The following is a 25580-nucleotide window of genomic DNA, read 5'->3' on the forward strand; positions in this document are numbered from 1 at the left end:
CTGTAATTTTGTAAACGATTTATTGGCACACGGTTCTGAATTTCAGATATAATGTTTCTGTGTTCACAAACTTATCGTGCGTTATTTTGGGGCGTTAGAACGAGTATAAAGGGGTAGTTATGATGAAGAAGTTTAATGATACATTTTTGCGCGCCATTCGTGGCGAAGAGGTAAGCCATGTACCGGTCTGGTATATGCGACAAGCAGGTCGGTATCAAGCGGAGTATCGTGAAATCAAGAAGACACGGACGTTATTCGAGATTACACACGATCCAGAATTATGCGCCTATGTCACGGAGCTACCGGTCAAACAACTAGGGGTCGACGCAGCGATTCTGTACAAGGACATCATGACGCCGTTACCTTCAATGGGAGTTGACGTGGAAATCAAAAGTGGCATTGGTCCCGTCATTGCGAATCCGATTCGGACAATGGACGACGTACAAGCCCTTCAACCGTTCAAGAAAGAGGATATCCCGTACATTTTTGAAACGATCGGACTGTTACGGGAACGACTCGATGTGCCATTAATCGGCTTCTCGGGTGCACCGTTTACGCTGGCCAGTTATATGATCGAAGGTGGACCGTCAAAAGGGTACCACAAAACAAAAGCATTGATGTATGGTCATCCTGACGTATGGCATGCTTTAATGGAGAAACTCGGAGATATGGTCATCGATTATATCAAGGCACAAGTCGATGCAGGCATTCAAGCCTTCCAAATCTTTGACTCGTGGGTCGGAACAACAAGCCGGAACGATTATGTCCTCTACATCAAACCGACGATGGAACGAATCTTTAAAGAGTTGAAAGAGACAGGTGTCCCGATGATCATGTTCGGTGTTGGAGCAAGTCATTTGGCAGAAGAGTGGCACGACCTGCCGTTGGACGTCGTCGGACTCGATTGGCGCCTGTCGGTTGACGAAGCCCGTAAGCGTGGACTGACCAAAACGTTACAAGGCAATCTCGATCCATCTTATTTGCTTGCACCATGGGAGATTCTCGAAGCGAAAACGAAAGAGATTCTTGATATGGGAATGAAACGTCCAGGCTTCATCTTTAACTTAGGACATGGGATTTTCCCGGAAGTGGATCCGGAAGTCTTAAAACGTCTCACTGCATATATCCATGATTACTCGAAAGAAAAAATGGAGGTAGCGAAATGAAAACACTAGGATTACTTGTCATGGCGTATGGTACGCCCTACAAACCGGAAGACATTGAGCGATATTATACACACATTCGCCGCGGACGCAAACCGTCTCCAGAAGCATTGGCTGAACTGACAGAACGGTATGAAGCCATCGGCGGAGTTTCACCACTTGCGCAAGTCACGATTGATCAAGCGGAAGAACTACACCGCCAACTGACAGAAAAATATGCTGGCGAAATCGAATTCAAATTGTATTTAGGATTGAAGCACATCGAACCATTCGTCGAGGATGCTGTCGAACAGATGGCGAAAGACGGGATTACGGAAGCCGTCACAGTCGTACTGGCACCGCACTATTCAACGTTCAGTATCCGTTCATATAATGGACGTGCAAAAGAAGTGGCAGACAAACACGGAATTCATTTGGCTTCTGTTGAGTCATGGTACAAAGAAGAAGCGTTCATCGACTGGTGGGGAACCGAAATCCGTAAAACATTTGATGCGTTGCCGGTTCCTGAAGAGAAGGCTGTTTTGGTCGTCTCCGCACACAGCCTGCCGGAAAAAATCATTGCAAACGGTGATCCGTACCCGGAACAATTAAAAGAAACAGCAGACTTGATCGCAGCTCGTGCCGGTGTCAAACACATGATCACGGGTTGGCAATCAGCCGGACAAACACCAGAGCCGTGGCTTGGACCGGACGTTCAAGATTTGACGCGTGACGTCTATGAAGAAAAAGGCTATGAAGCGTTTGTCTATGTACCGGTCGGATTCGTCGCCGATCATCTGGAAGTTTTGTTTGACAATGACTACGAATGTAAAGTCGTCTGTGACGAGCTCGGAATTCATTACGCGCGTCCAATCATGCCGAATGCAGATCCGGCCTTCATGAAAGCTGTGACAGAGGCTGTTTCAAAACAGGTCGGTAGTTATGTCAAGTAAACGTCTCGTCATCGTCGGCGGTGGTATCACTGGTCTTGCCGCTGCCTATTACGCAGAACGTGCCTTTCCCGATTTAAATATCACAGTGCTTGAAGCTGGAGAGCGTCTTGGCGGTAAAGTCGCCACCTATCGAGAAGATGGTTTTACGATTGAACGTGGACCGGATTCTTACGTCGCGCGAAAGCATATCTTGACGGATTTGATTGAAGCAATCGGGCTCGGCGAACAGCTGGTCCGAAACAATACGTCCCAAGCCTTCATTCTTGACCAAGGGGGGCTCCATCCGATTCCGAAAGGAGCAGTGATGGGGATTCCGACGGATTTGGATGTCTTTCGAGAAACAACGTTGCTGACGGAGCAGGAAAAACAAGAAGTTGCGGACTTGTTGTTGCATCCGTCCGATCAGTTAAAGATTCCGGAACATGATATTCCACTCGGTGAGTATTTACGTCCAAGACTCGGTGATGCGTTGGTCGAAAAACTGATTGAACCATTGTTGTCAGGGATTTACGCTGGAAACATTGATCAAATGAGTACATTTGCAACCTATCCACAATTCGTTGCCAACGAACAGAAAGCGGGTTCGTTGTTTGAAGGGATGCGCTTGATGCGTCCGCTCGATCAATCGCCGCAAGGTCCGCAAACAACGATCAAGGCAACGGGACAATTCCTGTCGTTAACGACAGGACTTGAATCGTTGATCGAACGGTTGGAGGAAATGTTGGAACGCTCGGAAGTCCGTCTCGAAACGCCGTTGCTTGAAATTTCACGCGAAGCAGGTCGGTATCGGTTGAAAACGGACCATGGTCCGGAATATGCCGATTACGTTCTCTTGACGATTCCGCATCCTCAAGTCGTTCGCTTACTGCCGGATGCACATCTACCGGAACTCGAGCAGTTGACGACGCATTCAACAGCGACGGTGACGATGATTTTTGATCAACAAGAATCTTTACCGATTGAAGGAACGGGGTTTGTCGTCAATCGCCGGGCACCGTACTCAATCACGGCCTGTACGGCGATTGACCAAAAGTGGAATCATTCGGCACCGGATCATACGGTCCTCCGTGCGTTTGTCGGTCGACCGGGTAATGACCATCTTGTTCATGAGTCGGACGATGTATTGCGTCAAGCCGTGCTGCAGGATTTAGAAAAAATCTGTGGTCGGACATTAGAACCGAAACAGGTCATCATCAGCCGGTTGGTCGATGGTCTTCCTGCTTATACCGTGGGACATGCCGAGCGCATCCAACGTGTCCGGGATGAAGTTTTGGCACAGTATCCGGGAATCTACCTCGCAGGCCTTGCCTACGATGGAGTAGGATTGCCGGACTGTGTGGCAAGTGCAAAAACGATGATTGAGTCGATTGAATTGGAAGAATCCCATGCGGGCGAGTCGATCAACTGACTTTCATGTTTTCATAAAGTGTACGAACATCAGGATTGTTCTGATGTTTCGTACACTTTTTTGTTTCAATCTCTACAAAAATAAGGAATAGCTTATACATTGGGGAAAAGTCCTGACAGACACGAAGGAGGGGATTGCTTTGCTTGAGATTTTAAGCACGTTTCTCGTCATTTTGGCGTATGGCTTGATTATCATGAATCTGTTGGCCGTCGTCACCGTCATCTTTTTAGAACGGCGCGATATCGGTGCAACGTGGGCCTGGGTCTTGATTCTGTATTTTGTGCCGCTCATTGGATTTCTCATCTACTTATTTTTCGGACGTCTCTTGAAAAAAACGGACTTCTACCATGTCGAAGAGAAGGAAAAACAAGAACAGGCACGGCGTGTGGCATTACAACTTGAAGAGCTGAATCATCCGCAGACACAGATGCGTCATCCTGCTGTCGTACGGTATGACCAGTTGATCCGAATGAATTTGATGTCAAACGACGCGTTACTCAGTTTTAAAAATGAGGTCGTGATTTTATCGGATGGGGAACAAAAATTTAATCGAATGCTGACCGATATCTTAAACGCGAAATACGAAATCAACACCCAGTACTACATCATTCAAAAAGATTCGTTGGGACAGGCGTTGATCGCAGCACTGACAAAAAAGGCGCAAGAAGGGATAAAAGTCCGGTTACTTTATGATGCCGTCGGTTCACGGGATTTAGGACGAAAAGATTTCAAAGAGCTGTTGCTTCATGACGGGGAAGTGTTTGCCTTTTTTCCACCGACGATTGGTTTGATCAACTTTCGGCTCAACAATCGGAATCACCGGAAGTCGTGTATCATCGACGGAAGAATCGGCTACATCGGAGGATTTAATGTCGGGACTGAATACCTCGGGATTGATGATAAGTTTGGGTACTGGCGGGATACGCATTTCCGGTTAGAGGGAGAAGTCGTGCACGACCAGCTGGATCGTTTCATTCTCGACTGGAATCAGGCGAGTGACAGTTACACGGCCAAAGAATTTTTCCATTACGGCACACATTCGGTCGAACAGACCTTGCCGATGCAAATCGTAACATCCGGACCGAACTCGAAAACAGAGCATTTAAAAAATATGTTGATCAAGATGATTTCGTCAGCCAGACAATCCGTTTATATCCAATCGCCTTATTTCATCCCGGACGCGAGCTACATGGATGCCTGCAAGATGGCATTATTATCAGGGGTAGAACTGAGAATCATGATCCCGAATAAACCGGATCATCCGTTTGTCTACTGGGCGACGACAGCGGCAGTTGGAGAACTGATTGATTACGGGGCAAAGATCTACACGTATGAACCCGGATTTTTACACGCAAAAACGATTGTCGTCGATCAAGCAATCGCCTCGGTCGGAACGACTAACATCGATGCCCGCAGTTTCAGATTAAATTTTGAGATGAATTCGGTTGTTTACGATCCGCATGTCGCCTCTGAATTAGCACAGCTGTTTGAAGAAGATTGTCTGGTCTGTGAGCGGTTGACGGCGGAAAAATATGCAGAGCGCTCCCGGATGATTAAATTCAAAGAGAGCATTTCAAGACTCTTGTCCCCGATTTTGTAAAGGAAGAAGGAGGATTTGGTAAAGGAACAAGGATGATAACAGGAAACTGAGAAGAGAAATGGTATAGTGGAACTGAAAAAGACAAAGGAGAGTGAACGTTTTGGCAAAAGCAATCAAATTATTGATCTCAGACATGGATGGTACCGTATTATCCAGCAAACAGAAAATAGAACCGGAAACGATTGCGGCGATTGAAGCGGCAAAAGAACAGGGCATTGATTTTGCGATTGCAACAGGACGAAATTACTTAAATGCAAAAGAATTGACGGATCAGGCAGGCATCACGTGTCCGATTATTGCATCGAACGGTGCACGCGTTTTGACCGTCGACGGGGAAGAGTTAAGTGCGACGACGTTGACATCGGAGCAAGCCCAGCAGATTTATGGCATCATCAGCCAATACGAAGTATTTTTTGAGATGTTTTGTGACCAAGGTCTCGTCACGGCACAAGGATCAACGATTGACGCCGCCTATGATTCGCTCAAGGAAATGAGTCAGGAAAGCGACCGGGCGAAGGATGTACTCGACTTTTTCCACAATCGTTATTACGTCAATGAAGACGTCAAGATGATTGATGGATTCCGCTCATTCATTCGTAACCAAGCCGGACAAGTCTTTAAGTTCATCTCCTTCTCGTTTGATCAGGACTTGATGAAGAAGATTTGGGAAGAAATCGAACAAAAAGTGGACGGGATTTATGTGACATCATCCGGTCATGACAACATCGAAGTCATGGCACTTGGAGCAGACAAGGGAACAGCCGTCAAAACACTGGCGAAGCACCTGGGCGTGTCAATCGAAGAGGTCGCTGTCATCGGAGACAACTTAAACGATGTTCCGATGTTCAAAGTCGCCGGAATGGCGATAGCGATGGGAAATGGACATGAAGATGCAAAAGCGATTGCGCATCAAGTGACGAAAACCAACGACGAACATGGGGTCGGATATGCGATTCGTCAATTGGCCGATCGGGCATGGACGTAACAAGAGAGGGGTAAGTTTCATTGTTCAAAGCGTTTAAGGAGTTTGCGTTTCGCGGGAATGTAATTGATTTGGCGGTCGGTGTCATCTTAGGGGCAGCCTTCAGCGGGATCATTAAATCCTTGGTCGACAGTATCTTCATGCCGTTGATCGGCATCATCATCGGCGGGATTAACGTCAAGGAGTTATCCGTCACGGTCGGTAACGCTAACTTATTGTACGGTCAGTTCTTGCAGGCAAGCATCGAATTCATCCTGATTGCCTTTGCATTGTTCCTGTTTGTCAAAGGCATCAATGCGTTTCGACGAAAAGAGGAGACACCGGAGGAAGTGGTGGTTCCGACAACGGAAGAAAAATTACTCACGGAAATCCGTGATGCCCTCGTTCGTCAAAACGATGGACGGGTCGAGTAATCGGATACAAGACACAACACAAAAGGCTCACCCTTTCCCGGAAGTACATTTACCGGGAAAGGGTGAGCCTTTTTTTAAAGAATGGTCAGCAGATGATTTTCCGAACAGACTTGTAGTGAGAGTTGTTTGTCGATGCCTTTGTCAAACTGAATCTCGAGGACATCGTCCATCAAATGAATAATCGTTCCGTCGCCAAAGGATTTATGGCGGATCCGCATGTTTTTTTCGACTGGCAGAAGTGGAACAGATGCTTGTTCCGTTGAACGTTGCGCATAACGGATTTCCTTTTTGACCGTCTGACTCGGATTGAGAATATGCCGGATATTTCCGAGGAAAAGAGATTCTTCAACCGGCTTTGACTTGTATCGGTAAGAAAGCAGGTGAAGTTCATACCGTGCCCGCGTCATTCCGACATAAAACAGACGAACCGCTTCCTCCATCTCTTCCAATTGTCCGTCCTTATAAGACTTGATGTTGTCAGAAGACGGCAACACGCCATTGATTAAATCGATCATGAAGACACGGTTGAATTCAAGACCTTTGGCGCTGTGAAAGGTCGACAGCGTCACGGCATTTTGATGTTTATTGGACTTCGCTTGACGCATCAACTGTTCAAGATGCAAAATCCGTTCTTTAAAAGCAAGGGAAGTTGGAAGGTCACTGGCGACATTTTCAATCGTATTGAGCATCTCCAGTAAAAAATCAATACTAAACCCAAGGCTGTCACTCATTTTTTTAAGATTTTTTTCATACCCGAGCTCATTTCGAATCAGTGCCAAAGCAGCGGAAGGACGGGCTGTCTGCATGGCAGCAAAAACCGATTTAATCGTTTTTAACTGCTTTTTTTGATAAAACTTCATGTCGACATGCTGAATCAATAAATCAAATACATTGTCCCCGTTACGCAATTCATACAGACGTTGTAACTGGACTTTCGAGATGTAGCCGGCAAACTTCGTATGAATCTGTGCCAAAATATCGACATCCGAAGGATCATTGGCGAGCTCGATGAAGTGTAAGACATCCTTTAAGACCCAATGGCTAAAGAATTTATGGTCCACATCCTTGATGTAAAACGGGATTCCGGCTAAGTCGAGTGCATTCATGATATTGATGGAAGACGAGTTGTTGCGATATAAAACAGCGACTTCTTGAAAATTCGTCTCGTCCTGCAGCTGACGAATGACGTACCGTGTCTGGTCCTCGTAAGCCGGTAATGTCTCGACGACGATCGGACGAGAAGATGGATTTTCCGTAAACATTTTTTTCGGATGACGGACTTTGTTCCGTTGAATGAACCGGTTGGCCGTCTCGACGATTTCTCGGGAAGACCGGTAGTTCTGTTCCATGTACAACACCGTCGCGTCCGGATACGTATCTTTAAAATGAATGATCTTCGAGACATCTGCACCACGCCAACTGTAGAGCGTCTGATCATCATCGGCGACGACACAGAGATTATTATGGGGCAATGCCAGCTTTTCCACGAGTTGATGTTGGACAAGGGACGTATCCTGACTTTCGTCCGTCAAAATATACTCGAAGCGACGTTGATAAGAAGCGAGTAACTCGGGATTTTCTGCAAGGATCGTATTGGCATACGTCAACATATCATCAAAGTCCATCAAAGGGTGGAGGGGATCCCTTAATTTAAATTGTTCATACGCCGAATAAATCTCAGGGAAATGTTTGATCGTCGTTTTTAAAGTTTCGATATCCTTTGGCAGCAGCAACCGGTTTTTGACAAAAGAAATCATCCGAAGGAGTTCATCCATCTGGTCTTCCGTAATGACACTTCGATTGATTTCTTGGAAAATCCGGCGCAACACCATTCGTTTGTGCAATGGTTGTTCAGGACGGTGAGAAGCCGACTTTTCGATGGTTCCTTCGATGATTGTATAGTGGAGCCGGTTCACTGCCGCATAGTCACGAACGACTTGGAACGCAAAACTATGAATCGTCGAAAAGGAAGCCGTTGTTCCAATCAGATGATGGAACCAATCGTGAAAACGTTCTGCCATCTCATGCGCAGCGGCTTTACTGAACGTCAGTCCAAGAATTGCCCGCGGATTCACTTTTTTTTCAAGAATCAAATAGGCAATTTTAAAGTTTAATGTTGTCGTTTTCCCGGAACCGGGGGAAGCAAGTAATAAAAGGGGACCTTGATCATGCTCGATCGCTTGACGTTGTACAGCATTTAATTTGGTCCCAGTTTCGATCTCCATTCGTTCAAAAAAGTCTGGGGACATTGTTCCGTTCACCTCTTACCTCTATAAACTCAATTTTCTTTTCTTAGTTTAGCATTTTCAGTCCGACAATTGATTAAGTCTACAAAAGAAGTGGAATATAAGTAAAGATAAAACCACTGACTGAAGATCAACGAGAGTTGGCTAACACATCGTAAACGTGTAAAATGGAAATAGATGTAAGGAGAGAGGCGTGGTCTCTTCACTGAATGGAAGGCGGAAAAGATATGTCACAAGTGAATTTATTTATGTACACCAACGAACATTATGAACAGTGTGATGCTTTTATTCTTCCAGAGGAGCAGATCCAGTTCACGACATTCCCGACAGAGGTCGTGTCAGAAGCGTTGGAAAATCCGGATAAGTTTCCTGTCGTCATCAAAAAAGGTTTGGAGGTCGTTGGATTTTTTATCCTCCATCTCAACCCTCCGAAGACACACCGGACAGATGAACGCAGTGTGCTGTTGCGTGCCTTTTCGATTGACGCCCGGCACCAAAAACAAGGATATGCGAAAGAAGCGATGATGCAGTTACCGGCTTTTGTGCAGGCACACTTTCCGGAAGTGACGGCGATTACACTGGCCGTTAATAAAAAAAATATCGCAGCGAAATCTTTATACTTCAAAACCGGTTATGTGGACACGTTACAATCTGTCATGGGACCCATCGGAGAACAACACATTTTAGCATTTGATTTACAAAAAGAAACGACACCACAGTAAAAAAAGCACATTCCTCAGTTCAGCAACTGTGAGGAATTGTGCTTTTTTTATGAGCAGACCACGCATCGTACTTTAGCTCAAAGCGTATAGATGGCGAGGAGTGCCGTCGCATCACCTGTCAAAACGATGCCCTGACTGGTCGATTTCGGGAAGATACGGGATGAGGCAACCGCTTCCCCGTCGTTTAGGAACACTTCGATGGAGGATCGATCGACGAACAGACGTAACGTGTGCAACGGTTCAGCCAACATGATGGAACGGTCCGTACCAAATTCGACCGCCGGAACTTCTGCTCCGGACTTTGACCGATCAATTGTAAACCGCTTCGTCTCTGCTTCGTAGCGGAGAATCGTTTCTTCTTGGTCACTGGCGCGAACCTTTAATTCCAATTGATCGGATGACAGCTGTAAGTGCGACAGTTCCAGTTCGAACGTCTCAGCCTGTGCCGGCATGATGTGCTGTTCGAGTGTCAGCTCTTGCGCGTACAGCGTTTCTTTTCGTAACGCGGTCAATTCCTGTACCGGTTTTTGACGCAATTGCTGATTTTCGAGTGTCAGTTCGCGCGGCAACGTTAAGCCATGTGCCCAGTTGAACCGGTCACTCGGATAAGCAATGTCCGGTAACCCCATCCAGCCAACGAGGATCCGGCGACCGTCTGCGGCAAGTGTCGTCTGCGGCGCATAAAAGTCAAACCCAAAGTCCAGTTCGACGAAATCCTCGTGATGGAACGTGACATCCGGAAGATTAAGAGGATCACCAATCAAGTAACCGGACTGGAAGATGTTTTGATAACGGTCTCCCTGTTGTTCAATCCCTTGCGGACTGAACAACAATACGCCTTTTCCGTCCAGTTCAAAGTAGTCGGGACACTCCCACATGTAACCAAACTGGTCATAACGCGTATCCAGCTCGCCGATCCATGTCCAGTGTTCGGCGTCTTCCGATCGGTACACGACCGTACAACCTGTCAAATCAGTACGCTGAGCACCGATGATGCAGTACCACACATCCTGATGTTGAAATACTTTTGGATCCCGGAAATGTTCCGTATAGCCGTCTGGAACAGTCGGAATCGCCGGTGGCAGATGTTTTTCAATCCGACCATCCGAACGAAGGTGTCCGACGATTTGACTCGTATGCCGATTCCAATCCGCATCCCGTTTATTCCCGGTGTACATGATATGAACTTGGTCATTTTTGATGAAACCACTTCCGGAGTAGGCACCGTGTGAATCCGGATCATCGTTCGGAATCAATGCGGCTCCTTCATCAAACCAATGCACTAAATCTTTTGATGTCATATGGTACCAATACTTTAACCCGTGAACGGGTCCAAGAGGGAACCATTGATAAAAGAGATGATACGTGCCGTTATGATAAACAAAACCGTTTGGATCATTTAACAAACCGGTCGGTGGTTGGATGTGGAAAGAAAAACGCCAAGGCGATGTCCGGACTTCTTCCTTCATGAGTTGATACACTTCCGGTGCGAGATCGGAAAGCGGGCGGTAACGTGCTTCGCGTGTCCACTGATTCATGCTGTCAGCTCCTCGTTGTAAGTAGTTGGGTGTTGTTCTTCTATTCGTTCACATTACGGAGAACGTTCTGTCTTGTCAATGGCAATTCGGAACGGTAAAAGGTCAAGCGTCCTTTGCCCTGTTTTTTTGAGTCATATAAGGCGATATCCGCATGGTGCATGGCTTGTTCCATCGATTCTTCAGGCGAACGGACGGAAATCCCGATACTTGCCCCGATGTACAGGACTTGTTGATGTAAGAGATAAGGCGTGGAGAGTGAATGAATGATGCCTGTCGCATACTGTTCCACGTCTTCGATGGAGAGAGGGTCATTAAGGACGATCAAAAATTCATCGCCCCCGAGCCGTGCTGTGATGCCTTTGTGGTGTAAGGAACTTCGAAGACGATCAGCGACTTCAATTAATAAAAGATCACCCATCGCATGACCGTACTGGTCATTGACGGCTTTAAATCCGTCGAGATCCAGATACAAGTACGTTTGGGTATGATTTCTAACGGTCAATTCCTCTAGATAGTCGGATAAACCGTTTCGATTCGGCAATCCGGTCAAAGCATCATGCAAGGCGAGTGACTCGTATGTCGTTTTCTCCTGTTCGGTATGAGTAAGTTTTGCCGTCAACTGACGCAGGGCGACAGACAAGACTTCAATTTCCCGAATACCTGTGTGGGACGGAATCGATTTGGACGGATCCCGTTGCATTTCTTTCGCAGCTTGAGTAATTTGTTTTAAAGGACGCGTCAATAACTTTGCGACAAACCAGCCGATGACTGCGGTGACAAGAGAAGCGATCAAACCCGCAATTAAAATGTAGTCTCTCAAGGCACTGGCATCTGAAAAAGCGACGTGACTCGGTTGGCGGACGAGGATGGTCCAGCCAAGTCCATCATAATTTTTATAGCCTTTACTTTGTGTCGAACCGGTGAGGTATTCTTCTCCGTCCCCCCATGTCGAGACGCGATATCCCGTCTGTTTCCCGGATAACCAGGCGGCAGGTAAGGTTTTACCGCGCCACTGTGCTGGGCCTAGCAAGACGGTCCGGCTTTGTTGGCTGACGATAAAAAACTCAACATCTTTGATTTGAGCCGTTGAACTCTGGAAACTTTGTTCGATTTCCTTGGCCCATTCAAAGCTGAGGTGAGTCGCAAGGACACCACTTTTCTTGCCGTTTGAAACCAAGGGAGTACTGATATCAACGAATTGTAACGGTTCACCACTCGGATTCGGAAGCAGTTTTGCGAGTAAAACGGCATCATGGACGTCACCGATGAACGGTTTGTCTTGGGCTTCTTGAAAAACAGGTCGTTCTTTGATCGATTGCCCTTCTAAGATTTTCCCGGTTGAAGCAAGTACCTGACCGTCGGGACCGATCACACCAATCCAAGAAAAGTCGGGAATTTGTTTTTGCAGTTGTTCGAGGGTATCACGTGTCGCATTGAGATCACGCTGTTCTTGAATCGTCGGCAGCGTCCGCAAGACGTTGACTTCAGCTGTGCGCGACCACATGTAATGATCCAGTTTATCGGACAATTGATAAGCCGTGGCGGATAAAGTCATCCCGACTTCCTTCTTTAAACGATCCGTCGCCAGATGGCTGATAAGAAAGGTTAAACAGAGTGTCATGATAAAAAAGAGAACCGCAATCAGTAAAGCCAGTAAAACATCAAAACGAATAGACAACTTCTGCATGTAGTAAACTCCAATTCAAAAATGAGGTAGGTAGGATCTTCCTCATTATTTTACCATATGACCTGCTGTTGGTTTTGAGTTTAATCAAAACATAAAAAGCTTGAATTGGAAACGGATTACATAATTGTAAGAATCGGAACTTTTTTAGTTTGAATCACGTACACTAGAACAAGAAGAACAGCAAGAGGAGGAAACAGGATGCTGAAAATTGAAAATATCTCAAAACGTCTGGGCAAAGAACAAATCTTAAAGGATGTCAGTTTTGAAGTGTCACCGGGAGAAGTTTTTGGATTTCTAGGACCGAACGGGGCCGGGAAGACGACGACGATCCGGATCATCACCGGACTGCTGGAACAGGACGCAGGAACGGTCACAGTTAACGGGTTTGACGTCGTGCAAGAGCGGTCCAAAGCCTTGACACAGATTGGGGCAATCGTCGAAAATCCAGCATTTTATCCGTACATGACAGGAAAACAAAACCTCGTCCAGGCAAAAAACCTGATACCGGGTTTGGCTCAGGTCGATTACGAGGCACTGGCGCAACTCGTTGGACTGGAAGGAAAGTTGTCTAAAAAAGTCGGTGAATACTCACTAGGAATGAAACAACGACTCGGGATTGCACGGGCTTTGTTACATAACCCGCGTGTTCTGATTCTGGATGAGCCGACGAATGGTCTTGATCCGGCAGGCATCGCGGAACTGCGTGAATACCTCCGGAAAATGGCGCGGGAACAGGATATCGCCATTTTGATCTCCAGCCACATGTTAGGTGAGATGGAACAGATCAGCGACCGTTACGCCATCATCGATCAAGGTGTCATCAAATCGGTCGAATCCGTCCGAAACGAAACAGGGGCCAAAATCTTGATCCGTGTTCCGGAAACGAATATCCTGGACGTCATCGAGGCGTTGCGGGTCGCGAATTACCCGGCAGAACGCTGGAATGACAGTATCGTCATTACGGCACCTGAAAGTGACACACCGGCGATTGCCCGGTTAGTCGTGCCGATTGCTGATTTGCATGAACTGACAGTCAAGCGTCTGACACTCGAAGAACAATTCTTACAAGTGACGAAAAAAGAGGGGGATTCACATGCTTTCGCTCATACAAAATGAATGGATGAAATGGTGGACGATGAAAAAATCGAAAATCGTATTGGCATTATACGCCGTCATCGCCATTGGAATCGTGATTATCGCGAAAACAAATGATTTTGATTTGACTCAAAGTTCATATTACACAATGGTTTCAGCAGTTCTGTTTGGGTTGCTCGGTATCATCACGATCGTCTTCACGGCGGAGACGGTCGGGAATGAGGTCCGCTATGATACGATGAAACATCTGCTGATGAGTCCGTATTCGCGGATGACGATTTACTTCTCGAAATTACTGTTTTCGATTTTGATCATGCTCGGTCAATTTATCTTTATCGCCTTGATTACGTATGCTGCCTCGTTCGCATTTTCTGAAGCGGGTGAATCCCTCCAGTTGCGCGACACGGTCTTGGCACTCGTCAATCCGATCTTCACGATTTTCATGACGTTGTTCTTCTCGCTTGTCTTCCGCTCAGTCGGAATGATCATCGGGTTTACCGTTCTTGCCCAGTTCTTTACTTCGATTGTCGGGAGCCTGTTGCTGGCGTTCAAGCCGGAAATCGCAAAATGGATTGTCTTCATGCATTTGGACTGGTCGATGTATTTCCAGAATGCTGCAGAATTTGGTGTGGCAGAAACAATGGGGACGACATTGACGTTTTCCGTCATCTTCGTCCTGGCGCACATCTTAGTTTTATTCGGCGGCTCAATTCTGATCTTCCAAAAAAAATCGTATCTTTAAAAAAATCCTGTCTCCATCGTGAACCCACGGCGGAGACAGGATTTTTTTCCGTCATCTGACACGACGGGAAATCGGAAATGTTTTTTGGAAAAATTCAATCAGCGGACCGTTCAGCAATAAGAACACGAACGTTCCGACACCGATTCCGATCAGTTCCCGTTCAACGAGCGACAAAATACTCGCAATCAGAAAGGGAATCGCCAGGCTGACGGTCGCTCCGATGGATGTGCTTTTAAACCGGCTGATCAGGGACTTCATCAAGTAATCGGGCGGCATCAATACGAACCCGATCTGTAAGTAGAGTGCCAAGCCGAGTGAAATCAACGGCATGCCGATTGCCATATAGAGAAGCCGTGTCCAAAGTGTTTCCGGGATATAGAGCAGTTGGTGGATCGATAAAAAGAAATCAATCGCCGTACCAAACAGAACGACGAGTGAAAAACTCAGGAGAATCGTCCACCAGCTAAACCGACTGCCAAGGAGTAGTGCACTCCCGAGTGCCAAGACATGTAAGGCGACGATGGCGAGTCCGACGGTTAAAGGGGAGATGCGGGCCAACGCCTCACTGGCGGATGTCCATGGCGCACTGCCGATTGCAGCGGTGACCATAAAGCTGTTTCCGAGGGCGTTGATCAAAATCGAAAATAAATAAATGATGATGCGTTTTTGTTGAGTCATACGAGGCACAGGTCCTGGACCTGTACGTCTCACCTCCATTTCAAAGCTGTATCGTTAAGCTATACCCTATTTTAGTTGTTCCTTTCATTTGTTTTCATGAAAAGAACAATTGCGAAACCGGGTGGAAAAACGACATACTAAGAACAAATCAAAGAAATGGGGACAAAAGATGACGTACTTTGGTCAAAAGATTTTGCCGTCTGTCAGAAAGTTAGAAGACTTTGAGAAAATGCTGAAAAGTCCGTATGAGTACGGGGTATTACTAGAAATGCATGTGTCCCGGCTCAAGGCGGTGTATGAATTGGCTCACCGTTATGATAAAAAAATGTTTTTGCACATGGATTTAGTTCAAGGGTTAAAAAATGATGAATTCGCGACGGAATACGTCTGTCAAGAACTGAAGCCGTACGGTGTCATTTCGACGAAAGCGAGCGTCATCCTGAAGGCGCGTCAAAAAAAAGTCAAGACGATGCAACGGATGTTCTTGCTCGATTCGAGTTCGTTAGAAAAAAGTTACCATTTGATGGAGCGAACCCAACCCGACTACATCGAAGTCTTACCCGGACTGATGCCGAAGTATATCGAAGAGGTCAAACGAAAAACCGGGAAATTGGTGTTTGCCGGTGGTTTGATTGATACGGTCGAGGAAGTGGAGCAAGCAATCGCAGCAGGCGCCTCAAGTATCACGACGTCCAATAAAGAGTTATGGAAATACTTTGAACCAAACAAATGAAAACGCTATGATAAAAATCACATAAATCGTTTGACAGCGTTTTCATCGATTGTTATAGTGAAAACAAGTTGATACGAAGTGACGGAGAAATCGGAGATTCACGCTTTCATGCTTTTTGAGATCATTCAAAAAGCCGAGGCGCGAATCTCTTTTTTTGTTGCTTTTTTCACATACAAAGGGGGAAGAACATATGTCACCAGTACTAGCAGAATTTTTAGGAACAGCACTGCTTGTTGCACTCGGTAACGGCGTTGGAGCAGGTGTGACGTTATCTAAATCCTATGCGAAAGATGCAGGATGGATCGTCATTACCTTTGCTTGGGGATTTGCGGTCGCTTTATCCGTGTATGCAGTCGGACAGTTCAGTGGGGCGCATCTTAACCCGGCCGTTACGCTTGGACTTGCCTTTGACGGATCATTTGCCTGGGGAGATGTACCAGGATATGTGATCGCGCAAGTGCTAGGCGGTATTGTAGGAGCGAGCATTGTCTTTGTACATTACTTACCGCACTGGGCGGAAACAAAAGATCCAGCGGCGAAACTGGGCGTCTTTGCGACTTCACCAGCGATTCCGCATACGTTTGCGAACGTGATGAGTGAATTGATTGCGACATTTTTACTTGTTGTCGGGATTTTATCGATTGGTGCCAATACGTTTTCGGACGGTTTAAATCCATTGATCGTCGGTTTCTTGATTGTCAGTCTTGGGATGTCATTTGGCGGTACGACAGGATATGCGATGAATCCGGCGCGTGACCTTGGTCCACGGATTGCCCATTTCCTCTTACCGATTGCTGGAAAAGGATCATCTAATTGGCGTTACGCTTGGATTCCGGTTCTTGGTCCGGTCCTTGGCGGAAGTCTTGGCGGATTGTTTTACCGTTCGGTCTTCTCCGGAAAAGATACACCGGCATTTGTGGTCGTCGGACTTGTGACGATTGTCATATTAGGTTTATGCTATAAGTTCGGTGTTCGTCCGAACAAATCAACGTCAGTGAAGTCGAAGTCAGCTTAAGCTTAACTTACTAGATACAAAGGATGGGGAAGAGATGGAGAACTACATTTTGTCACTAGATCAAGGAACAACCAGTACACGGGCGATTTTATTCAATCGCTCCGGGGAAATCGTTCATTCGGCACAACGTGAGTTTACGCAGTATTTTCCAAAACCGGGTTGGGTCGAACACAACGCCAATGAGATTTGGGGCAGTGTCCTTGCTGTAGTTGCGACGTGTTTAACGGAAGCAAACGTCAAGGCGACACAAATCGCTGGGATCGGAATCACAAACCAACGTGAAACGGCTGTCGTCTGGGAGAAAGAGACAGGAAAACCGATTCATAATGCAGTTGTCTGGCAATCGAGACAAACCGCTGAAATTTGTGAAGAGTTGCGACAAGCCGGGCATGCAGAGCTGTTCCGTTCGAAAACGGGATTGTTGATCGATGCGTATTTCTCCGGTACGAAAGTTAAATGGATCCTTGATCACGTCGAAGGTTCACGTGAGCGAGCTGAACGCGGGGAACTTCTTTTTGGAACGATTGACACGTGGTTGATCTGGAAGCTGTCAGGTGGGAAAGCCCACGTCACAGACTACTCCAATGCCAGCCGGACGTTAATGTATAACATTCATGAACTAAAATGGGACGACGAATTGTTGGACATCCTCGACGTCCCGAAAGCGATGCTTCCGGAAGTCCGTCCATCGTCTGAAGTGTATGCGCACACAGCCGGGTATCATTTCTTCGGTGAATCTGTGCCAATCGCAGGCGCAGCAGGCGATCAGCAGGCGGCTTTATTCGGACAAGCGTGTTTCGAGCAAGGTATGGCCAAAAACACGTATGGAACAGGTTGTTTCATGTTGCTCAATACGGGCGACAAAGCCGTGACGTCTGAACACGGATTATTGACGACCATCGCTTGGGGAATCGACGGGAAAGTCCAATACGCCCTCGAAGGCAGTATCTTTGTTGCCGGTTCAGCGATTCAATGGTTACGCGACGGTCTTCGTCTCATCAACGATGCGAAAGAAACAGAAGCCTACGCGAAGCGTGTGACATCTTCGGATGGTGTGTATGTCGTACCGGCATTCGTTGGTCTCGGTACACCGTACTGGGATTCGGATGTCCGTGGAGCGGTCTTTGGTCTGACGCGCGGAACCGAAAAAGAGCACTTCATTCGAGCGACACTTGAATCTCTCGCTTATCAGACACGTGATGTCTTGACAGCGATGGAACAGGATTCTGGAATCGAGATGTCTGCTTTACGTGTCGACGGTGGTGCGGTCAAAAATGATTTCCTCATGCAATTCCAAAGTGATATCATTCAAGCGCCGGTCGAACGTCCGGAAATCAATGAGACGACAGCGCTCGGAGCGGCTTACCTTGCAGGTCTTGCTGTCGGCTTCTTTGAAAATCAAGAACAGATTGCGGCGCAGTGGCAGATGGATCGCCGTTTTGAGATGGACATGGCCGAACAAGAGAGTGAAGCACTCTACGGCGGATGGAAAAAAGCGGTACAGGCCGCAATGTTGTTCAAGTAATGTGAGATATGTTATAGTAAGGACAAGTTAATAAACCGGTCGGAGAATATGGAGAGACCACAGCAACAGTTGACACCGTCAGCCTGTTTGTTGTGGTCTCTTTTTTTTCGAACCCAAACAGGAGGAACTATTCATGGCAAACCAATCATTTTCAAGCAAAAACCGTGCAGAGGTCTACAATCGATTAACGCGTGAAGAACTGGATCTACTTGTCGTAGGTGGAGGGATCACAGGAGCTGGAATCGCACTTGATGCCGCGTCACGTGGCATGAAAATTGGACTCGTTGAAATGCAGGACTTCGCAGCCGGAACGTCAAGTCGTTCAACGAAATTGGTGCATGGTGGTTTGCGTTACTTGAAACAATTTGAAATCCAAATGGTCGCCGAGGTCGGGAAAGAACGTGCCATCGTTTATGAAAACGGACCCCACGTCACGACACCGGAATGGATGTTGTTACCGATGCACAAAGGTGGTACATTCGGACCGTTCAGTACATCAATCGGTTTACGTGTCTACGATTTCTTAGCCGGAGTCAAACGCTCCGAGTGGCGTTCTATGTTATCGTCAAAAGAGACGCTTGCAAAAGAACCACTCGTAAAACAAGACGGTCTTAAAGGCGGCGGTTACTACGTCGAATACCGGACAGATGATGCCCGTCTGACGATTGAAGTCATGAAAGAAGCGGTCGCACACGGTGCCCGCGTCATCAACTATACAAAAGCCGAAGAAATTCTTTATGAAGCGGGTAAAGTCGTCGGGATGCGCGTGACGGATCTTGAGACGGGTGATGTCCACGAAATTCGTGCGAAAAAAGTCGTCAATGCAACAGGTCCATGGGTCGATGAGTTGCGTGAAAAAGACGGTTCGAAAGTCGGAAAACAGCTTCGTCTGACAAAAGGGGTACACGTCGTCATCGATCAATCGAAATTCCCGTTAAAACAAGCCGTCTACTTCGATACACCGGACGGTCGGATGATTTTTGCGATCCCGCGTGACGGAAAAGCCTATGTCGGGACAACAGATACATTCTTCGACAAAGATACGTCACATCCGAAATTTACGGTAGAAGATCAAGACTACGTTCTGGACGCGATTCACTACATGTTCCCGGACGTCAAAGTGACAGCTGAAGATGTTGAATCGAGTTGGGCCGGTGTTCGTCCGTTGATTTATGAACAAGGGAAAGACCCATCGGAAATCTCACGAAAAGATGAAGTATGGCAGTCTGAATCAGGCTTGATTACGATTGCCGGCGGGAAACTGACAGGTTACCGCAAAATGGGCGAGCACGTCGTTGATCTCGTCGCAAAACTCTTGAAACAAGAAGACAATGTGGCGTATGCCCGTTGTTCGACAAAAAACATGCCGATTTCAGGTGGACATGTCGGAGGAGCGACCGGATTCGCGAAATTCCTCAAAGCACAAGCGCCGGCTAACGGTCTAACTTCGGAGGAAGTCTTGTTCCTCGCTAAACGCTACGGTTCGAACTTACCGGATGTTCTTGCCTATGCAGCGGAATATGATGCAGCAGAAACGGAACTGCCGCGTGATGTCTACGCGCAGCTTCATTACGGAATCGATCACGAGATGGTCGCACATCCAATCGACTTCTTCATCCGTCGGACCGGCGCAGTCTTCTTTGATATTGCTTGGGCACGTCAGCATAAAGAAGCAGCCATTAAAGAGATGGCACGTCATTTGAACTGGACGTCAGCTCAAACGGCAGAATATACAAAAGAACTCGACATTGAAATTGAGGATGCGGCACACGCACTCGTCACAGAATAAAATCATATTTAGTCAAAAACTCCTTCGCTTTCGGGTGAAGGAGTTTTTGTTGTTGCCGGAAATCAGATTCATTGCAAGCGGCTGCTCGGGCGATTATGCTAAATGTACATGAAACTCACTTAAAAGGAGATGGAACAGGATGAAAGTAGAAGTTTGGTCAGATTACGCATGTCCGTTTTGTTATATCGGTAAAAAACGTTTGGAAAAGGCAATCGAGGCAAATGGTGCAACGAACGTCGAAGTAGAATTCAAAAGTTTTGAGCTTGATCCGGCAGCACCTGAAACACCGACGATGGGGCTTTATGAAATTTTAGCGGCGAAGTACGGAACATCCGTTGAACAAGCACGATCAATGTCACAAGGAGTCGTCGATTCCGCGAAGACTGATGGTCTGGCATACGAAATGGATCGTGTCATTCCGGCAAACACATTTAAAGCTCACCGCCTGACTCAACTCGCTAAAAAACATGATAAAATGGATGAGGTATCAGAAGGATTGTTCCAAGCCTATTTCATGAACGGTGAAAATTTAAATGATGATTCGATTTTGACGCGGATTGCGACCGAAGCTGGACTGGAGACAGCAACCGTCGAGGCATTTCTAGCATCTGACGAGTCTTCTGATGAAGTTCGCCAAGAAGAAGACATGGCTCGTGAACTAGGTGTCACCGGTGTACCATTCTTTGTATTTGACCGGAAGTATGCGATTTCCGGTGCGCAACCGGTAGAGGCATTCAGTCAAGTGTTGGAACGAGTCCAACAGGAACAAAAAGTAGAAATCGTTGCCGAAGGCGATGCCTGTGGTGTAGACGGCTGCAACTAAATTCGATTGTAAAAGGAGAACATGAAACTTATGAAATTCATTTTCCATCCAGAAATTCACGATGCACGGATTAATCTTGCCGTAGAGGATTTCATTTTAAACAACCTGAACGTCAGCGAAGAGGATTACTTCCTGTTTTACATTAATGGTCCATCGATCATTGTCGGGAAGAATCAAAACACGAGTGAAGAAGTTAACTTAAAGTATGTCGAGGAAAACGGGATTCATGTCGTCCGCCGTCTGTCGGGCGGTGGGGCCGTCTATCATGATCTGGGGAACTTGAATTTCAGTTTCTTGACGAAAGATGACGGGGACTCCTTCAACAATTACAAAAAATTCACGGAACCGGTTGTTCAAGCACTGCATAAACTCGGAGTCGAAGCAGAATTATCAGGTCGCAATGACATTCATGTCGGGACACGAAAAATCAGCGGTAATGCCCAGTTTACGACGAAGGGTCGAATGTTCAGCCACGGCACATTGATGCTCGATTCAAACATTGAAGAAGTCGTCAATGCTCTTGTCGTCAGTGAAGAAAAAATGCGTTCAAAAGGAATCAAATCCGTCCGCAGCCGCGTCGCAAACATCTCGGAATTTTTGACAGAACCGTTGACAATGGATGAGTTTGTTGAACATCTGTTGGCTTCGATTTATGAAGGAAAAGAAATGGAACGTTATGTTTTGACGGAGGAAGATTGGGCGAAAGTGCATGCGATTTCAGCAGAACGTTACGGGAACTGGGATTGGAATTTCGGGAAATCACCGAAGTTTGATGTCATTCACAAAAAACGTTTCCCGATCGGAACGATTGATTTCCGTCTGAACGTCAAAAAAGGAATCATTGAAGAAGCGAAGATTTACGGTGATTTCTTCGGTGTCGAGGATGCATCGGAGATCGCTCGTGCGCTGGAAGGAAAACGGTATGACCGGACCTCTTTACGGGACGTGTTGAGTCAGTACGAATTAAAGAAATATTTTGGTGCCGTTGAACTCGATGAAGTACTCGACGTTTTAGCATAAGCTTTTTTGGGAAAACTCTTTCTATCAACTTGCATAGGGGGAGCTTTTTTCATGGGCTACAATAAAGATAACTTTTTAGAGGGTACATTAAACGACTTCATCAATTTTGAAAAAGTTTCCGAAGGCTTACCGAAAACGGAAGACCAACAGCCGTTACCGTATTATGAGCGGGACGATTATCGTGCTGCCGGAAAATTAAAAGGAAAAGTCGCGATCGTGACAGGCGGGAATTCAGGAATCGGACGAGCCATCTCGATTGCTTATACATTAGAAGGTGCTAAAATCGTCATCGCGTTTTACGGCGATCAAGAAGGCGCAGAAGAAACAAAAGCCCGTCTTGAAGAGTTGGGCGGAGAAGTATTACTGTCACAAGGAGATATCGGTGACGGTGCTTACTGTGAAGAGCTTGTCAAGAAAACGATCGACCGGTTCGGACGTCTCGACATCGTCGTCAACAATGCGAGCATGCAAAAACCGGAAGAATCGTTGCTCGACATCACGGACGAATCGATGGAAAAAACGTTCAAGACGAACATCTTCGGGATGATGCGTTTGGCACGGGCAGCTCTGCCGCATCTGACACTCGGATCAGCCATCATCAACACGACGTCTTCGACGGCATACGAAGGAAACGCTTTGCTGATTGATTATTCGTCGACAAAAGGGGCAATCGTCAGCTTTACACGCAGTCTCTCGATGAATCTCGCCAAACAAGGGATTCGTGTCAATGCTGTCGCACCGGGTCCGATTTGGACACCGTTGATCACGGATACGTTCCCGGATGAGTCTGTGAAGACGTTTGGTAAGAACACGCCAATGGACCGCCCGGGACAGCCGGCCGAAATGGCTTCTGCTTATGTGTTCTTGGCGTGTAACGATTCCAGCTATATGACGGGACAAGTTCTCCATCTAAACGGTGGCGTCATCGTCAACGGCTAAAAAAGAAAGAACGTGAAAACGTTTCCATAAAATGCTACACTATCCATACAGGCGGACACGTCATGTATGGATTTTTTTTGTGCTAAAAATGAATGGTTATTCATTCGAAAGGGGAAACTAGTTATGATGGGATTGATTCATTCGGTGGAAGAAACAGCACGGCAACGTCCGGATAGCATTGCGTATGTATTCGAAGAGACCGCAGTCAGTTATCGCGAATTTGTTGAAAAGTTTCACCGGGCAGCCGGAGCACTTGAGGCACACGGCATTCGTAAAGGGGATCACGTGGCTCTTATTCTCGGGAACAGTCCAGCTTTTTTAATCGGTTACTATGCCGTCATGAAGCAAGGGGCAATCGCTATCCCGATCAATCCGACCTATACGCCGGATGAACTCGGTTATATCTTGATGAACGGGGATGTCAAAGGGATTTTGGGGATTGCACCACTTGTCGAGGCGGCCAAAGAGCGTTTAGTGCACTTACCGCATCTTGCTGTTGTCGTCTCTGTGCCGTTTAACGGTCAAATCGGTCCGGACGAACAGCTCGGAAACGTTCGTTTCACGACACTTGAAAACTGGCTTGAGATCGATCACCCGATTCAAGACGTGACCTATGAACTGGATGAAACCGCAGTTATTTTGTACACGAGTGGAACGACCGGGAAACCAAAAGGTGCGATGTTGTCACATCGTAATCTGACATCAAATGCACGTTCCATCGGGGAATACTTAAATGTCTCGGAAGAGGACCGGACATTAGCTGTCTTGCCGATGTTCCATGTCTTTTGTTTGACAGTCGTCGTCAATGCATCGCTTGCACATGGCGCAACAATCGTCATCGCCTCCCGTTTTTCACCACAGGAGACCTTTGAACTGGCGAAAAAAGAACGGGTCACGATTTTTGCCGGTGTACCGACGATGTACAACTTCTTGTTACAAACGGTGAAAGCACATCCGGCATACGCCGATCATTTTGCGACGACACGGTTGTTTGTTTCCGGTGGCGCAAGTTTACCGGTTCCGTTACTGCAAGCGTTTGATCAAACGTTTAATTGTCATATTCTCGAAGGATATGGACTATCGGAAGCGTCGCCGGTGACGTGTTTTAATCCATTGAACGGGATCCAAAAACCGGGATCGATTGGTCCGTCAATCATCGATGTCGAAAATAAGGTCGTCGATGAATTGGGTCAGGACGTACCGGTTGGTCAGGTCGGCGAATTGATCGTGCGTGGACCAAACGTCATGACAGGGTATTATAAGATGCCGGAAGAAACACAAGCGACGTTAAAAGAAGGCTGGTTGTATACAGGGGATTTAGCGCGACGTGATGAAGACGGATATTTCTATATCGTCGACCGGAAAAAAGACATGATCATCGTCGGCGGATACAATGTTTACCCGCGTGAAGTCGAAGAGGTGCTGTACCAACATCCTGCTGTCGTCGAAGCAGCCGTAATCGGCGTACCGGACGAAGAGATGGGGGAGGCGGTCAAAGCGTTCGTCGTCGTGCGTGAGCCGTTGACAGACAAGGAAATCCTTGATTTTTGCGCGGTATCGCTCGCAAAATACAAATGTCCGACACGGATTGAATTCATTGATCAGCTGCCGCGAAATACGACGGGGAAGATTTTACGGACCGTATTGAAAAAGCAACCGACAAATTCCTGATGCCCTACACAAAAAGAACTTCATGTTTCTGAAGTTCTTTTTGTGTGCATATTAAAGAGAGAGGGGGAGGATTCAAATGAATATTGCTTTGATTGCACATGACGAAAAAAAGGATGAGATGATGATGTTCACCCGGGCATATGAAACGTATTTTTCGAAAAACACGTTGTATGCCACCGGGACGACGGGACAACGCATCATGGAGGCGACGGCGTTAACTGTTCATCGCTGTAAATCAGGTCCACTCGGCGGCGATCAAGAAATTGGCGCGATGGTTGCTCGGGGTGAAATCGACATCGTGATTTTTTTACGCGACCCGTTGACCGCTCAACCGCATGAACCGGATGTGTCTGCTTTGATTCGGTTGTGTGACGTCTATGATCTGCCGCTTGCGACGAATGTCGGGACCGCTGAAATTTTAATCAACGGATTGGAACAGGGTGAATTCAAATGGCGTGACATCATTCGAAAACGGCATGAAGTGGAACAACAGAAATTTTTGAATGATTAAATCTCTGAGAACGCTTCTCATTTTCTATCAACCATGCTATAGTCGTATTGAGGATGATACTGATTATCAATTGCGATGGAAAAGGGTGGCGAAAACAATGGAGATTATTTTAATGACAGGCGTAACAGTCTTACTTGGTGGCGGTGTAACGTTCCTAACACACGTAGTGAAAACGGAACGTCGTCATGTATCGGGGAATGTGAAAACACATGTAGAACGTGCGACGTATCCATCGTTGCGCCTTGTAAAATAATTGTTTTGTTCCGTGCGCCTCTCTTTTCTATGAAAGAGAGCGTTTTTTTGTACATTTTTTTAATTCTCCCATAATTCTGCGGAAATCCTTTGTTA

23 protein-coding genes are annotated in these 25580 nt (G+C 46.7%); 19 read left to right on the forward strand and 4 right to left on the reverse strand.

What is annotated here, in order from left to right; translation table 11 throughout:
- Positions 1-119: 119 nt before the first annotated feature.
- The 6 genes from hemE (at position 120) to mscL (ending at position 6498) form a co-directional block, all read left to right on the forward strand.
- The gene (gene hemE / locus D3D03_RS00260; protein WP_026833744.1) at positions 120-1166 is read left to right on the forward strand and encodes a uroporphyrinogen decarboxylase; all 1047 of its coding nucleotides are present in this window, start codon (positions 120-122) and stop codon (positions 1164-1166) included.
- Positions 1163-2095, forward strand: coding sequence for a ferrochelatase (gene hemH, locus D3D03_RS00265; RefSeq protein ID WP_119922422.1), 933 nt, complete (start codon positions 1163-1165; stop codon positions 2093-2095). The genes hemE and hemH overlap by 4 nt, the downstream gene beginning before the upstream one ends.
- Complete coding sequence (gene hemG / locus D3D03_RS00270; protein ID WP_119922423.1) at positions 2085-3503, forward strand: protoporphyrinogen oxidase; 1419 nt, start codon at positions 2085-2087, stop codon at positions 3501-3503. The genes hemH and hemG overlap by 11 nt, the downstream gene beginning before the upstream one ends.
- Positions 3504-3642: 139 nt before the next feature.
- Positions 3643-5103: a cardiolipin synthase gene (cls, locus tag D3D03_RS00275; protein WP_119922424.1), complete on the forward strand. Its 1461-nt coding sequence runs from the start codon at positions 3643-3645 to the stop codon at positions 5101-5103.
- Positions 5104-5194: 91 nt separating this feature from the next.
- Positions 5195-6088 (forward strand): Cof-type HAD-IIB family hydrolase, encoded by an 894-nt coding sequence (locus tag D3D03_RS00280; protein ID WP_233550605.1) that lies wholly within the window; start codon positions 5195-5197, stop codon positions 6086-6088.
- A 20-nt stretch (positions 6089-6108) separates the two neighbouring features.
- On the forward strand, positions 6109-6498 hold the full coding sequence (gene mscL, locus D3D03_RS00285; protein WP_119922425.1) for a large-conductance mechanosensitive channel protein MscL: 390 nt from the start codon (positions 6109-6111) through the stop codon (positions 6496-6498).
- A 74-nt stretch (positions 6499-6572) separates the two neighbouring features.
- On the opposite strand, the gene D3D03_RS00290 is transcribed toward mscL, so the two are convergent.
- The gene (locus tag D3D03_RS00290) at positions 6573-8747 is read right to left on the reverse strand and encodes an ATP-dependent helicase (protein ID WP_119922426.1); all 2175 of its coding nucleotides are present in this window, start codon (positions 8745-8747) and stop codon (positions 6573-6575) included.
- A 224-nt stretch (positions 8748-8971) separates the two neighbouring features.
- Here D3D03_RS00290 and D3D03_RS00295 point away from each other — a divergent pair, with 224 nt between their 5' ends.
- Entirely contained in the window at positions 8972-9466 is a 495-nt protein-coding gene (locus tag D3D03_RS00295; protein WP_119923074.1) for a GNAT family N-acetyltransferase, read from the forward strand.
- Between the two features lie 77 nt (positions 9467-9543).
- Here the strand turns inward: D3D03_RS00295 and D3D03_RS00300 are convergent, their stop codons facing one another.
- Together D3D03_RS00300 and D3D03_RS00305 are read right to left on the reverse strand one after the other, a co-directional pair.
- Complete coding sequence (locus D3D03_RS00300) at positions 9544-11004, reverse strand: glycoside hydrolase family 32 protein (protein ID WP_119922427.1); 1461 nt, start codon at positions 11002-11004, stop codon at positions 9544-9546.
- Between the two features lie 40 nt (positions 11005-11044).
- Positions 11045-12691 (reverse strand): sensor domain-containing diguanylate cyclase, encoded by a 1647-nt coding sequence (locus D3D03_RS00305; protein WP_119922428.1) that lies wholly within the window; start codon positions 12689-12691, stop codon positions 11045-11047.
- A gap of 198 nt (positions 12692-12889) precedes the next feature.
- On the opposite strand from D3D03_RS00305, the gene D3D03_RS00310 reads away from it, so the two are divergent.
- Both D3D03_RS00310 and D3D03_RS00315 read left to right on the forward strand, forming a co-directional pair.
- Positions 12890-13807 carry an ABC transporter ATP-binding protein gene (locus D3D03_RS00310; RefSeq protein ID WP_026833736.1) on the forward strand — a complete coding sequence of 306 codons (918 nt, stop codon included), beginning with the start codon at positions 12890-12892 and terminating at the stop codon, positions 13805-13807.
- The gene (locus D3D03_RS00315) at positions 13785-14528 is read left to right on the forward strand and encodes an ABC transporter permease (protein ID WP_119922429.1); all 744 of its coding nucleotides are present in this window, start codon (positions 13785-13787) and stop codon (positions 14526-14528) included. Before D3D03_RS00310 ends, D3D03_RS00315 begins: the two co-directional genes overlap by 23 nt.
- Positions 14529-14579: 51 nt before the next feature.
- Here the strand turns inward: D3D03_RS00315 and D3D03_RS00320 are convergent, their stop codons facing one another.
- Positions 14580-15206: a YczE/YyaS/YitT family protein gene (locus tag D3D03_RS00320; protein WP_028106851.1), complete on the reverse strand. Its 627-nt coding sequence runs from the start codon at positions 15204-15206 to the stop codon at positions 14580-14582.
- Positions 15207-15375: 169 nt separating this feature from the next.
- Between D3D03_RS00320 and D3D03_RS00325 the strand changes: the two genes are divergently transcribed.
- The 10 genes from D3D03_RS00325 (at position 15376) to D3D03_RS16745 (ending at position 25485) form a co-directional block, all read left to right on the forward strand.
- The gene (locus tag D3D03_RS00325; RefSeq protein ID WP_026833733.1) at positions 15376-15939 is read left to right on the forward strand and encodes a glycerol-3-phosphate responsive antiterminator; all 564 of its coding nucleotides are present in this window, start codon (positions 15376-15378) and stop codon (positions 15937-15939) included.
- A 190-nt stretch (positions 15940-16129) separates the two neighbouring features.
- Entirely contained in the window at positions 16130-16954 is an 825-nt protein-coding gene (locus D3D03_RS00330; RefSeq protein ID WP_119922430.1) for an MIP/aquaporin family protein, read from the forward strand.
- A 34-nt stretch (positions 16955-16988) separates the two neighbouring features.
- Positions 16989-18479: a glycerol kinase GlpK gene (glpK, locus tag D3D03_RS00335; protein WP_026833731.1), complete on the forward strand. Its 1491-nt coding sequence runs from the start codon at positions 16989-16991 to the stop codon at positions 18477-18479.
- Between the two features lie 133 nt (positions 18480-18612).
- Positions 18613-20268, forward strand: coding sequence for a glycerol-3-phosphate dehydrogenase/oxidase (locus D3D03_RS00340; RefSeq protein WP_119922431.1), 1656 nt, complete (start codon positions 18613-18615; stop codon positions 20266-20268).
- Positions 20269-20407: 139 nt separating this feature from the next.
- Positions 20408-21091, forward strand: a complete 684-nt coding sequence (locus D3D03_RS00345) for a DsbA family oxidoreductase (protein WP_026833729.1) — start codon at positions 20408-20410, stop codon at positions 21089-21091.
- 30 nt (positions 21092-21121) lie between these two features.
- A complete protein-coding gene (lplA, locus tag D3D03_RS00350; protein ID WP_119922432.1) occupies positions 21122-22111 on the forward strand; it encodes a lipoate--protein ligase in 990 nt (329 codons plus the stop codon).
- A 51-nt stretch (positions 22112-22162) separates the two neighbouring features.
- Positions 22163-23050 carry an SDR family oxidoreductase gene (locus D3D03_RS00355; RefSeq protein ID WP_026833727.1) on the forward strand — a complete coding sequence of 296 codons (888 nt, stop codon included), beginning with the start codon at positions 22163-22165 and terminating at the stop codon, positions 23048-23050.
- Between the two features lie 126 nt (positions 23051-23176).
- Entirely contained in the window at positions 23177-24721 is a 1545-nt protein-coding gene (locus tag D3D03_RS00360) for a fatty acid--CoA ligase family protein (RefSeq protein WP_119923075.1), read from the forward strand.
- Positions 24722-24797: 76 nt separating this feature from the next.
- Positions 24798-25232, forward strand: a complete 435-nt coding sequence (locus tag D3D03_RS00365; protein WP_119922433.1) for a methylglyoxal synthase — start codon at positions 24798-24800, stop codon at positions 25230-25232.
- A 97-nt stretch (positions 25233-25329) separates the two neighbouring features.
- Positions 25330-25485, forward strand: a complete 156-nt coding sequence (locus D3D03_RS16745) for a hypothetical protein (protein ID WP_199699985.1) — start codon at positions 25330-25332, stop codon at positions 25483-25485.
- Positions 25486-25580 lie beyond the last annotated feature (95 nt).

Origin of the sequence: Exiguobacterium sp. RIT452, assembly GCF_003598705.1 — a bacterium.
GTDB classification, from domain to species: domain Bacteria; phylum Bacillota; class Bacilli; order Exiguobacteriales; family Exiguobacteriaceae; genus Exiguobacterium_A; species Exiguobacterium_A undae.